We start from the raw sequence: 13,003 nt of genomic DNA on the forward strand, positions 1-13,003 counted from the left end.
CTAGAACCCCGTTGGACAGCGGAACGCCGTCAGAGCGGGCAGGTTGAACGGATTGTTCACGCTGCCGGATGTCAATCGGAAGGTCACATCGCGTCCATCGACGGTGAAGCGCGCCTGGAATTGGTTGTCATTGCCAGGTAGCACCACGGCCTGATCGATTAGGCGGAAAGGCGCCCATGGTCCATTTTCAGTCGGCGCAGTGGCGCGGTCGCCGGGCAGAAGCATCACGCGGGCGGTGTCGGCGCCGTTCTCAGCGGGCCAAAGCAGCCGGTCTTCGTCCGATAGATCGGCGCGATGGGCCGAGCGGCGGTCACCAATTTCAAACAGGGCGACATTGGCGCCGGGCGGCATGGTGACCAGATCCACCGACAGTTCCACGCGCGGATCAGCGACGCCGTTCGGGAAGAAGGCGGTGCGGATCTGCGCGGCGCGCTGGAATTGGTGCAGGGCGGAATTGTCGATCTCGCCCTCCGCGGCGAGGCCCCCGGACCAGGTCCAAGGATCGGAGGTCGTGTCGACGATATCGGTCAGATATTCATCGAAGAACGTCGCGAACAGGCCGTTTGGACCGAACATGGCGGTGAAATCCGTGAGCGTCACATCGGTGGAGGCGACGGGGCTGAACGGGTAGCGATCCGAGATTGCACGGCGGCATTGGGCGGCGCCCTCCGCGCGCCAGAGCCGGTCTGCCGCTGCCCGGGCTTGGCCGACCGCGGCCTCGGACACGCGCGCGGCGATGGTGACCACCCATGTGTCGATCGGCGCATCCAATTGCCGTCCAGCCGCGACCAAGGCCTGTGCGGCATCGCGCAAGGCATCCTCAGAGGCCAAGGCCTGGGCGGCAGCCGGGTCGGGGGCATCCAGACGGGTCAGCTGCTGAAAGATCTCATCATAGAGCGGCGTCAGAGGGGTCAGCGCGTCGACCCGGTTGCCCTCGCTATCGGTGTCGGGTGCCAGGGCGCGGCGCAGGGGGCCATAAGGGTCGGGTGCAGCGGCCGGATCAAAGGGTACCTCGGCCAGCAGCAGCGCATCGCCGGTGCCGGGCGTGGCCAGATCGGTGCGGGTCGCGATGCTGCGCGCCATGCGGCCCAGGGGATCGGCAGCGGTGGCCAAAGCGGCGACAAGGTCGGCAGCCTCGGTCAGACTGTCAGCCTCGGCGATGGTGATGGCGCCGATGGCGGCGCGCCATTCGGCCTCGAACGCGGCATAGTAAAGCGTGACGGCGTTGTTGGCGATCTCGCTGGGTGTGGCCGTGCTGGGCGCGTTGGGGCCGCGCACCCAATCTTCATCGGCGGCGACTTCGGCCAGGGCACCGATTTGGGGGATCAACACCTCGCGGAAGCCAGTGCGCGTATAGATCCCATCGATCCGCAATTCGGCCAGGCCCGGCGCGTAGACATCGCGGCCCTGGGGGCCCGCCACCTCGGCGGCGGACCAATCGGGCAGGGCGCGCGCAACCTCGCGCACAGCCAGTAAATCGAGCACCCGTTGCGCCGGGCTGCGGTCGATGATGCGCGCGCGAACCTCGGTCACCAATTGGTCGTCGATCTCAAGCACTGGCAGCGTACCTCGATCGAGCATCGCCGTCACGTGTTCCTGCAGTGCATCGCGTGTACCGACGCGGCCCGAACCCGGATAGAGCTCGGCAAAGAGGCGCTCGGATTGGGCCAGCAAGCCGTCGCGGTCAATCGGGCCAAGCCCGGCCAGCGAGAGGTAGTGTTTCAGGGTCTCGAAGGCGCGCGCCTCATCGGTGGTCTCATCGCGAAGGATGTTTTGCAGCGCGACCATGTATCGGGGCAGCAGATAGGCGCCGAGTGCTTCGGAATAGGCGGTGTCGTGGCCGCGGGTGATGCGGGGGCTGCGATCCATACCAAAGCCCGCGCGGTGCAGCGGCACAGGGCCGATCTCGACGCTTCCAAAGGCGTCAGGACTGCGAGCGATACGTTCCAGGGCGGGCAGGACCCGCAGAAAATCGGCATCATCGACATCGCGGACGGGGATGTTTTGGGCCAGCGTTTCATATTCCGTCAGGCCGGTTTCCACGGCGGCGATTGCCTGCCGGTTGGCCATGAACCCGATGGTCCACGTGGCCAGGAAGATCAGCGCCAGCGAGGCGGCAATGCCATAGGCGAGGCCCGTGGCGATGCGCTGCCGCCGCGAAACGCGGGTGTCGCGTGCAACCAGGGCGGCCTCGCCCAGGATGACATCGCCAAACAAACGGTCCACGAAGTAGGTCCGGTTCATGGCAGAGGCGGCCTGGGGCACACCGGGGATCGGCCGCGCCTCGCGCCCCGTTAGATCCTGTGTGGCAGAGGCGAAGTAGATGCCCCGCAACAGGGGTTCGGACACGCTGCCGGTGCCGGATGACAGCTCTTCCACGATCTCGCGCAATGCATCGTGCAGGGCGGAGACCTGGGCAGGAAAGCGGAAGATCCGCCCGCGCTGGTCGATATCGGTTTCCTGTTGCAGCCGTTCGACCAGCATCGCGTTCAACCGGGTCAACAGCCCCTGAAACTCACGCGAGAAGATATCGGGCGTGACCCCGGGCGCGTCGAGCGCTTCGTCATAGGGAAAGGTGATGCCCCAGACTTGGCGCCGCGCCTCTTGCCCCAGGCTGTCGAAAAAGCGGGTGAAGCCGGTCAGTCGGTCGGCTTTGGTCAGCACCATGTAGATCGGGATACGGGCGCCCAGAGTCTCTTCGGTCTCTGTCAATCGCTGGCGAATGGCGCGAATGTCGCGCAAGCGTTCTTCGGGGTCTTGGGTCAGCAGATCGGTCAGAGACAGCGTGAGGATGACGCCATTGATCGGTTGCCGCCGCCGTGACCGGCGCAGCATCGCCAGAAAGCCTAAAAACCCGTCACGGTCGCGCGCCCGGCCGGTTTCCTGGGTGGTGTAGCGGCCTGCCGTATCGATCAGAACGGCACGGTCGGTGAACCACCAATTGCAATTGCGGGTGCCACCCACGCCCTGGACGGGTTCCGCGCCTTCGGCATCGCCCAAGGGGAACTTCAGGCCAGAGCGCTGCAGAAGCGTGGTCTTTCCCGCGCCAGGCGCACCCATCATCAGGTACCATGGATAATCGTAGGTATATCCGAAACGCCGCCGGGCCAGCTTGCGCATGGTCTTCAGCGCGGCGCGCAGACGGTCGCGCAATTCGGCGATTTCGGCGCGGGTTTCGCCCGCGGCAATATCTTCAGGGCTTTCGGTGACGGCGTCGTCTTCGGCCTTGGCGCGCCGCCTGGCCAGGACCCAAGATACAAGCGCATAGATCAGCCAAAGGCCGATGATCACGCCGATCACAATCAACCGTGCGCGGACAGGCTCCAGCGGACGGGTGTCGCCCCAGGGCAAGCGTGGGCCGAAGATCCAGACGATACCGCACAGCGCACCGACCCACACCAAAGCCGCAAAGCGCGGGCCGAGAACCGACGCATAGGCGGAGACATTCGACCGGATCGTTGTCCACATGCCGAGGGGGTTCATTGCTCATCCTCCGCTTGGGCAGCCTCTGGGGCCAAAGGATCTTGCACGCCTGTCGTCAACAGGCTGTCGGGCACACGGTCGCCCGGTTCGCGCACCAGGATCTCGGTGCGCCGATTGGCGCTGCGGCCATCCTCCGTCGCGTTGCTGGCGATGGGCCGATCAGGGCCGAGACCTTCTATATCCACACGGCTCGGGTCGACATATTGCAGAAGGATGTCCTGCACCGCATTGGCCCTGGCCTGGCTGAGAAAGTAATTGTTCGGGAACGGCGCGGTGCGGATCGCGCGGTCATCGGTATGGCCCAGAATGGTCACGTCGAAAGTCTCCGCAGCCAAAGCCTGTCCGATTCGGTCGAATACGTCGGTGAAGGCGGGCTCGATATCCGCGCTGCCAGAGCCGAAAGCGCCCGCATTGGCCACACGGACCAGCACGGCATCCTCTTCGCGGTAGAGCCGTACCAGACCCTCATCGACTTCGGGTTGCAGGAAGGCAATGAACGTGTCGATGGGCGGTGTCACAGGCACATCGTCCGGTATCGGTGCGGGCGGCGCGGGATCGGGTTCTGCAACAGGCTCGGGCGGCGGTGGCGGCGGATCGGGCAGGGCCAGAGACGGTGGTTGGCCGGGCGGCAGGGCGGTCAATTGTGCCAGGGTCGCATCAGCGGCCCGGTTCAAAAGCAGGCTGTAGATCAAGAACACCGCCAAAAGCGCGAGCAGCGCCAGGCCCGAGATCAACCAAAAGGCCAACCCGGCGCGGAGTGGTCGGTGAGCGGCATCCTCGCCACGCCAAAGCGGCGACAGGTCCCGTTCGACAATGTCAAATTCGGTGCGCAGCGTGCGGAACAGGTTTTCACGCACGATTGCCAGTTCCGCCGCGCCGCGGGACGAGACGCGCGCGCGCCCCTCGAACCCCAAGGACAGGCACAGATAGATCAGAAGCAGAAGGTCGCGATTGGCGCGCGGTGTCTTTTGGAAATGGGTCAGCAGGGCAAAGACCTTGTCGCCGCCATGCACATCGTCGTGGAATGTCGATACGAGGCCTTCCACGGCCCATTCGACACCCCATTCGGTGTTGCGGATCACGTCGTCGAGCGTCGCGCAGACCACGTAATGGGCTGAGCGCGCCTGATCGGGCAGGATCCCGGCGGCGGCCAGCGCGGTTTCGTATTCGCGCGCGGCTTGCGTCAATTCGCGCCGCAAATCGGCCACAGGCGGCGGTTGCCGTCCGGTGCGCAGCGCATGGGCCAGGTTCAGCAGCGGCGCGGCGCGGGCCACCATCACGGGCAGATCGCCGCCCGCAAAATGGAAACCGAGCAGGATATCCCCGACCGACAAGGCCGGATCGGGTGCTGGCGGGTCGGCGGGCGCGGGGGCTGGCACGTCGGTCTCGGGCTTTGCGCTCAGCCCACCGGGCGTCGGTAGGACGATACGGGGCGTGTCGTCGTCCTCGTCGAGGGGTGGCGCGCTGCCGGAGCCGCTGCTCATGCGCGGATCCCCCAGAGTTTCAGGTCGAGCCCCGGAATTTCGGTGGACAGATGGATCGCGAGCGCGCCGGTATCGGTGGCCGCACGCCAGAGATCATCGCCGGTATCCAACTCAAAATACACCGATCCCGGTTGATGCGGCAATTGTTTGGGCGCCACGGCCATCGGCTGTACCGGAATGCCGGGCAGCGCGACATTCACCAATTCAGAAATACGCTCGACCGAGCCGATCTTGATCTGGTTTGGCAGCGACCGGCGCAATTGCTCGGTTGGCAAATCGGCGCGCGCGGCCAGCACCATGACGGCATCTTGCTTCAGCCCGGCATCGGCGAGCATCCCGACGCGCACGCCATGGCGGCGCAGCTCCAGCGGGATGGATGTGGCCGACTGGTCCAGCACGGCCGACAGCGCACGCCGCAATTCCTCGATGACGGGGACGAAGGTCGCCTCCGGATCCATATGGGTATAGGCGGGCATGTCGGCGGCCACGCTGCCATCGGCGGTGAAGGTGGCCATTTCCCCGGCCAATGTGATCAGCGCGCGGAACGCGGCCTCGGGGTGGATTTGCCCCGCCTGCGCGTCGAGATGGGCCATAAGCGGCGTGGCGCGGTTGATCGCCTGGAGCATCATGTAGTCGCTCATCTCAGGGGCGCCGCGCATCGACAGATCCCCCATACGCTGTGCAATCGCATGGGCGCGATGCCGCAAAAGCCCTGTAATTTCGGTGATATACCCGTGGATGCGCGGTGCTGCACCTAAATGCAAGATCGGCGGCACCATGGATTTCTCCAGCACGACCGACAGATCCGTGCGGGTTTCGATCACCCGCGCGATGGGCAGGCATTCAAAGCCCTCACGCTCATCGGCATCGGATTTCAGCGATAGCGCCATGCGACCGATTTCGATCTCGGCGGTGAAGGCGGTGTCAGCATTGGCATCCTCAGCCTCGTAATCCGTGCGGGCATGGCGGGTGCTGGGGCCGTATTCGGGTTGTCCGGGCTGACGCATTCGCGCAGCAAGGTAGATCGTCGTCGCGCCCGAGCCTTCGGCCAATTGCAGCGGTGCAGGCAGATCCGCCAGATCGGGCGCAGAGAACGGCGTGCCATCGGGCAGAATGCCCGACACAGCGCTCAAAGCCACACGACCCACACCCAAGGCGGCCTGATCGATCTCGACATTCGTGAACCCCCAGGGATAGGGCGCAAGCGGGGCGGTTCGGTCGCGCACCAGCCGTTCGGTCCAGCGATCGGCCTGTTGGAAATGCTGCACACGCAGGAACATCCCCTCGGACCAGGCAACGCGATTGTCAGTCTTCACTGGGTTCTTCCTTCGTGTCTTCTACCGGGGTGACCCCGTGCAAGCGTGCAGAAATCATGGCGGCGAGCGCCTGATCGGACAAGGGCGGCGGCCCGGAAGCCGGTCCTTGAGCGAAGCGTGTCTCATAGAGCGCCCAGGCGGCGCGGCTGGCACCTAATCGCAGGGCGCCACGGGCGGTTTCGGCGCGGATCGTGTCGGGGTCGAGCGCCTTTCTTGCCTCGGCGGCGAACAGGCGGGCCCCGTCATGGGTTGCGGCCTGCATCCGCGCCAGATCCGTGATCCGGGCGTCCAATTGCGCCAGCGCCCCGTCGCCCAATTGTACCGCGCCCAGAAGAAAGCGGATCGCCTCGCGCGGCAGTCCGGTGGCCGCAGCGGGTAGGCCGATATCGGTGGCGCGGGTCTGTGCCTCTTGTTCCAGGCGGGCCAATCCATCGAGCGCCTCGCGCAGGAGCGCCCCAAGCGTGCCCATATCGTCTGGCGTAAGATCGGCCATATCGTCACCCAGGAGCCCGGCACCGGTCAGAAATGCGCGACTGCCTGGATCAAGCCCATGCTGCGGGGCGGGTCTGGGCGTGGTGCCCGCGCCGCCGGGCAATACGTGTCCCGGCGCGCGCGATTGGACCAGCCGATCCTGCAGATCGGAGCTTGCCGCACCACCTGGCACCGGATCGGCATCCCAATCGTCCGGCAGGAATGTGCTGCCTGACGGCAGTACGTCCAGCGGATTGGCATGGTGGGTTTCCTCGGTCACCTTTGGCTGGCCAGTATAGCGGCCCAGGCTATTCCAATCGGGGCGACCGGTCTCGGGCGCATCGCCGGTCAAGGTGCCGATCCAATCGTCCTGCGCGCGCGCAGGCACCGGGCTGGAGGCGGTGATGCCCCCCGGGGCGACATCCGCGAGGATGGCACTGATTGTCGGCGCCTCTGTCGCGTGGGCAATTGTCAGATCATCGCGGAACCGGGCGGCGATACGGTGGGGCCCGATGATGATAATCGCATCGGCGGACAGCGTGCGGGGTTCCTCGGTTAGGGCGCGCTGATCCAGCGTCGCAGAGCCGCGCACCAGCGCGATTGAGGCGGTCACCCCGTCGGGCTGCACGCGCACCTCGCCCCCATTGGCGGCGCCGGGCGTGGCGGGCAGGGGCCAGGTCGCGCCGGGAAAGGTGCCCATGGTGAAGCTTTGGCCACGCTGCACCAGCCGTCGTTCGCCCGCATCCAACAGCTCAAGCACCAGAAGCGTCATGCCGCAGCCCTCCGCCCATCGATCACCGCTTCATCGGCATCGCGTTCCGCGTCCTGGTCGCGCGCCCAGGAATTCCAACCGAGCCGCGCGGGCGGTCCATCGCCCCCGATCTGGGTGATCGGAATGTCGCGCCGGTCGAGCACGATCTGGATGTCGAAATCGAGCACTGGACCGATGGCAAACCGCATCAGCCTAGCGAAATCGCGCAGGCGCGGTTGACCCAGCTCCAGCGACAGGAAATCGGGATATCGCACGGGGCCTACCACAAGGCGGACCTGACCGGCGCGGTCGGGGATCCAGGCCCCGGCCGAGGCATCGCGGCCAAGGGCGCGGCTGCCATCAAGGCGGGTTTGCTCGGTTTCCGGCACGGGGCGCCAGCGGCGATGAAACTGATCGACGCGTACAGGCAGGCCCAAATGTGCCTGCGCCATGGCCTGAAGCGCCACGGCGGACCGGGTGCGATTGGCTAGAAGCCCGGCATGGGCCAGGGTCGCATCGCCGGGCAGCGGCATTTGTTCGTCGAGCGTGGGGCTATGCAGACCAATCAGCGCATTCAACGCCCCCAACACTCGGTTGGCGCGCCGCGGCGCCCATTGCAGCAGCACCGGTAGGTCGTATTTTGCGGCGGCGCGGGCAAACAAAACTGCCAGCCGTCCGGAAAACAGATCGAGAAATGCAGCCAGCCCGCCGGCGCGGCGGCGTCGGTCGATGGCGGCCATCTCGGTCCAGGCGGGCGGCAAGGGCGACAGCGGCCCAACCAACCCCGCAAAAGCGGACTCGACCCGAATGGACCGATCCGTGACGGTGATCGCGCCAATCGCCGTCGGCGCGAGCGTGCCCTTGGGCAGGGCGATCACTTCAAGCGACAGGCCACGGGTACGGGCCTCGGCCTCGGCCAGGCGCAGGGCTGTCAATGCTTCAAACCGGTGGGGTGCCGCGCAGAGCGCATCGAAACGCGCGCTGGTGTTCATATCAGTGCCCCCTCGCCCGAGCGCGCGGGAAACCGCGCCAGCCAATCGGTACGGTCCTTCATCTTCACCGACAGGCGCGTGAAGGTGTTGAGCGTGGTGTAGCAGCCAAAGAACCGGTCCAGCATCGCGGCAAACAGCACCGCCTGACCTTGGGAAATCCGGCTATCGTCAAAGACCAGCGTCAGATCTGTGCCGGTCACGCCAACCCCGTCGATCCGGGCAAGACCGGTGGTGGCTGATAGGCTGTCGATGGCGTCGATCATCTGGGCCACGTCCGGCCCGTCCCCTGGATCGTAGAGCCGCAACAGGTCGCGCAGCACCGGAGCACCGCCGGATTGCAGCGACAAATGGTTCAGCGACAGATGCGACATTAGCTGCCAGGCGCGATCTTCATCGGCGCGGGGCGGTTTTGGTGTGGTTGGTGCACGCAGGCAGGTGACCCCGGTGATTGGATCAAACGGTGACGACAGGGTGAGATGCGGTTGCCCGCCCCCATAGGGCAGTTTGCGCGGCAGGTCGCCATTGGTGGCCAAGATCTCTACGCCGGCTGTGCCCGCCTCGGGTGCGTCCGAGACGCCGCGATGATCGACGAAGGCCAACGTGGTGGCGCCTTCGCGGCCGCCCTGGTCAGGGGCATGGCGGCGCAGATGCCAATAGAGCCCATCGCCGCGGTGATCGGTTAGCCGGTGGAACAGTGGCGCCGCTGGATGGGTGGTGCCATCGGCGCCCGCAACGGTAACACGGCGCACGGAATGCACGGCGCGGGTGCGTGGTCTGCGCGCATCGGCGGCCAGCGGATAGGCGGTGCGGGTGCCGTTGAGGGCAATCGGCTCGGCCCGGGTAGGGAACAGGTTCACGGCGGGTGTGGCATGGAGTGTCACGGAGCCCGTGTCGACCCGCTTGAGTGCCTCATCGGGTGCGCGCCTGAAAAACACATAGATATCGAGCCGGTCGGTTTCGCGCAGCGGGCCAGGGTCGATATCAAAGAACAGGAATTTTTCCGGCAGGGCCGTGAACTCCGTCAACGTCCGGTAGCCTGCGAAGCTGCCTTCGGGCCAGGGGATCAGCGCCGTTTTGGCCTCGAAACCCACGGGTCGCAACGCCGTGGTGGGCAGGCGGCGTGCGCCCTCATCGGCGGTATGGGCGGCGACAGACAGCCCCAGCGTGTCTTGTAACATCAACCGTGCAAGGCCCTGCGCCTCGGCCATCGGGCCAGACAGAAACAGGCGTAGGCGGGACAGCCCCATCTCGCGGATTGGCACTTGGCCCAGGGGCGCGAGAGAGAGACGTAGACAAGCGGCAGCGCCACTCGGGGCGGGTGGCGCCTCGAACGGGCGCTGCGATAGGCGCAGATCAGTCAGACGCAGCGGCGCCAGCGGCACCTCTTGCGTGGTGGCAAAGCGGACACGGTCGCCGTCCAGCATGTCGGAGACCACTTCTGTCCCGCGCGGGACGGGCAAGGCACCATCCATGCCGGGATCAGGCGCAAAGGACAAAACGGTCAGCGCAGGCAACGGCGCGAGATAATGCGGGTAGAGCGTTTCCAGCAACCCATCGGTTAGCTCGGGCAGGCCATCATCCAGCTTTTGGCGGACCCGTGCGGCGGTATAGGCGAAGGATTGGATCAGGCGTTCGACATTGGGATCGTCGGCCACATCCGGTGCCAGACGCAAGCGCCCGGCGATCTTGGGATGCGATTGGGCAAAGCGCGCGGCGCGGCGGCGCAGCCCGTCCAATTCCGCCGAATAGTGATCGAGGAAGCGGTTAGCCACGGCTGCGCCCCTCCGGTCTGGCGGTGGCGCCGCCGGTTTCGGTGACCGAGAAATGCCCGGCCACGGGATCCATCGCGGTTTCGAAAATGATTGGCGGAAGGCCGGGTCTGGCCACATGGCGCGCCTTGATCCGCAGCCGCAAATGGCGACGGCTGGGCACCGGATCAGAGACAAGCGTGACCTGCGGATTCTCCAGTCGCGGCTCGAACCGTTCGATCCGGCGCTGCACTTCGGCTGCGAAGGCGTTGCGCTGCATGTCGGTGTTCAGATCGGCCGAGAAGAAATCGAGCGTTCCGTAGGTCAAAACGCTGTCTTCCAGGGCTGGCAGATGATCGGGCGGCGTATCCGGTACGCAGCGGGTATTGAGCAACATCTCAAGATCGCGGCGCAGGGCGGCGCGCAGCCCGATGACAGTCTCCGCCTCGGTCAGCGGGGGATCGGCGCTGAGATCGGGATCGAGGTCGATCAGCCGGTCCAGCAAAGCGGGCGCGACCCGCTTGTCGGAAGGGGGCGTGCCGGGCCTAGCCATTGGCCATTACCAGCACGCTTGGTGACAGAAGCCCGGCCATGTCGTCGCCCACCAGGAAAGAGCGTTGTCCGTGGGCACGGATCAGGCCCGGCGAAAGCTCGGAAAACTCGGTGACGCGGCCCAATTGCTCACCGGGATTGCGCGGTTCATCGTAGATCGCAACCAGGCGCAGATCGGCGGCGGCGCCGTCGCGCAATTCCACACGGGCGGGTCGCGCGAGCAGATCGAAAGGGGCGAGAACGGCGCCGAATTCGACCGTCGCAACGCGCGCAAGGTCGAGCCACAGGTAATGGCCACCGGGTGTCAGCGCCTCAAGCGCGTGGGGCAGCCGGTCATCGACATCCCGCAAATCATCGGTCTGGGTCTCATCCCATCTCGCCGGGCAAGGAGCGCGGGCCGCCTCAAGCGCTTGGGCCGCCTTTGCGGCGGCTTGCGCATCGCCCGCGCGCGAGGCGACATGCAAGGCCATGGCCTGTTGATCCAACATTGTGGGGCCGTCTGGAAAACCAGGTGTGGCGGCGTCGTTCCACCAGGCGGCGCGAGCTTCAAGCGCACGTAGATACTGCCGGAATTCCGCCAAGGTGGTGGCGCGCGCGGGATCTAGCGTTTGGGCCATACGGGCATGGGTTTCCGCGCGAGGCAGATCGCCCGAAAGCGCTGCAAGCTGCGCCAGGGCCATCCGCGCACCGGCATCCTGCGGCGCGGCTTTCACGCGGGCAATCGCCGCCTCGACCGCGTCGGGCAAGGCGTCTTGGGCCAAAAGATCTGAAAGGCTTGTCGTGTGGGCGTCGGTCACGCTGGAGTCCTTTCCAGGCCCGCCGGGGCCTCAGACACAAGGTGGAAGGAGGTCGAAATATCGTCGAGTTGGAAATGAGGCTGCAGGCGGATCGTGGCGGCGTAGGCCCCTGGGCGGCCAGGCAGTGGCGCCACCGAGACCGCCGCATCGCGCAGCGGGTATTCGGCCTTCAGATCGCGATCAGCATCTTCGTTGCCAAGGCAATAGCTCCGCAGCCAATCGCCAAGGCGCTCTTGGATTTGCGACGGCGGCGCGACCGTGCCGATTTCATCGCGCATCATCACCTTGAGATAATGGGCGAACCGCGCGGTGCAGAGCACATATTGCAGCATCGACGAGATGCGCGCGTTTTCCGTGGCGATTGGAGTGCCATAGCTTTCTGGGCGGTGCAGGGACGGATTGGCGTTGAACACGCTCGTCCCTGTCAGCGGCAAGGTCGAAAGCGGCACGATCCCGCGGGCGATCAGCGCCTCTTCCTGGGCGGCGGTCAAGCGCAGGGTCGCGGCGGGCTGTTCCGAGAGCCTATGTCCGTCCGTGCCCAGATCCAGGCCGGGCCAATCTGGGACCACGCCGCCGCCATCGCTATCCTGCACGGCGCCGCGGATTGCGGCAAACCAACCCGAGGCGCGGAAGGCTGCGATGATTGTGGCTGCAAAGGCAAAGGCGCCCGAGATTATCAGGGCGCGGCGCGGATCCTCGTCGAAGGTAAATCCATCGGCGCGGTCCGGTGACAGGCGCTGGCGCGGCGGGCGCAGCACCAGATCCGGCGCGATAAGGCCCAGAAAACGCGTATCCTCGCGCTTGCGCAGGGTGGACCAGCGCAACGCGTTGGGATCTTGGGCCAGGCCGCGGCTTGGCTCGGTCAGATCGGTATGGGGCGCGATGCGGTCAAACCCGTCCACGCCCAACAGATCCGGCGCAGCGGCCAGGACAATCGGGCAGAAGGCGGCTGCGCCGACGGCGGCGAGGCGGCCTAGCGCTTCGACCTGATCGCCGCGAGCGCGGTCGGTGGCGGACGAGACGGCATAATCCCCGACCAGCAGTCCGAAGGGGAGGCCGCCGGGCATCCCAAACTCACCATCATGGACCAGGCGATGCAGATGCGATTGGTCAAATTCCACCGCGCGGTCCAGATCCCGCGACACGGCCCGCCAGGAGGCATCGAACACGCGAATGATCACCCGCCCGTCGCTGCCGGCATCCTCGACCAGCCGCGCCAGCCCACGCCAACGGGCCTCCAGCGCCCGGAACTCGGGCGCTGAAAGGATCGCATCCAATTGGCGTGTCAGGACAGCGTCGATAGCGACGATCAGCCGGTCGATCCGCGCCGCCGCTTCGGCGTCGGACGGCGCGGGCAAGTCGAACACCGCCCCGATCCCGCGCATCGGCACGGCAACGGGTGCGGTCAT

The 13,003-nt window shown here is 66.1% G+C and carries 9 protein-coding genes; all 9 read right to left on the reverse strand.

Features of this window, described 5'->3' with window-relative positions; genetic code table 11:
• From tssM to tssC, 9 genes are read right to left on the reverse strand one after another with little or no spacing between them, the layout of a single operon-like run.
• Entirely contained in the window at positions 1–3,483 is a 3,483-nt protein-coding gene (tssM, locus tag V8J82_RS21450; protein ID WP_339978622.1) for a type VI secretion system membrane subunit TssM, read from the reverse strand.
• Complete coding sequence (tssL, locus tag V8J82_RS21455) at positions 3,480–4,967, reverse strand: type VI secretion system protein TssL, long form (RefSeq protein ID WP_339978624.1); 1,488 nt, start codon at positions 4,965–4,967, stop codon at positions 3,480–3,482. The genes tssM and tssL overlap by 4 nt, the downstream gene beginning before the upstream one ends.
• Entirely contained in the window at positions 4,964–6,283 is a 1,320-nt protein-coding gene (tssK, locus tag V8J82_RS21460; RefSeq protein WP_339978626.1) for a type VI secretion system baseplate subunit TssK, read from the reverse strand. The genes tssL and tssK overlap by 4 nt, the downstream gene beginning before the upstream one ends.
• Positions 6,273–7,526, reverse strand: a complete 1,254-nt coding sequence (locus V8J82_RS21465) for a hypothetical protein (RefSeq protein ID WP_339978628.1) — start codon at positions 7,524–7,526, stop codon at positions 6,273–6,275. The genes tssK and V8J82_RS21465 overlap by 11 nt, the downstream gene beginning before the upstream one ends.
• A complete protein-coding gene (gene tssG / locus V8J82_RS21470; protein WP_339978630.1) occupies positions 7,523–8,497 on the reverse strand; it encodes a type VI secretion system baseplate subunit TssG in 975 nt (324 codons plus the stop codon). Before tssG ends, V8J82_RS21465 begins: the two co-directional genes overlap by 4 nt.
• A complete protein-coding gene (gene tssF / locus V8J82_RS21475; RefSeq protein ID WP_339978632.1) occupies positions 8,494–10,269 on the reverse strand; it encodes a type VI secretion system baseplate subunit TssF in 1,776 nt (591 codons plus the stop codon). Before tssF ends, tssG begins: the two co-directional genes overlap by 4 nt.
• Positions 10,262–10,798 (reverse strand): type VI secretion system baseplate subunit TssE, encoded by a 537-nt coding sequence (gene tssE, locus V8J82_RS21480; RefSeq protein WP_339978634.1) that lies wholly within the window; start codon positions 10,796–10,798, stop codon positions 10,262–10,264. The genes tssF and tssE overlap by 8 nt, the downstream gene beginning before the upstream one ends.
• Complete coding sequence (locus V8J82_RS21485) at positions 10,791–11,594, reverse strand: type VI secretion system accessory protein TagJ (RefSeq protein WP_339978636.1); 804 nt, start codon at positions 11,592–11,594, stop codon at positions 10,791–10,793. The genes tssE and V8J82_RS21485 overlap by 8 nt, the downstream gene beginning before the upstream one ends.
• Positions 11,591–13,003 (reverse strand): type VI secretion system contractile sheath large subunit, encoded by a 1,413-nt coding sequence (gene tssC, locus V8J82_RS21490; protein ID WP_339978637.1) that lies wholly within the window; start codon positions 13,001–13,003, stop codon positions 11,591–11,593. Before tssC ends, V8J82_RS21485 begins: the two co-directional genes overlap by 4 nt.

The organism is Gymnodinialimonas mytili, from assembly GCF_037544085.1.
GTDB classification, from domain to species: Bacteria; Pseudomonadota; Alphaproteobacteria; order Rhodobacterales; family Rhodobacteraceae; genus Gymnodinialimonas; species Gymnodinialimonas mytili.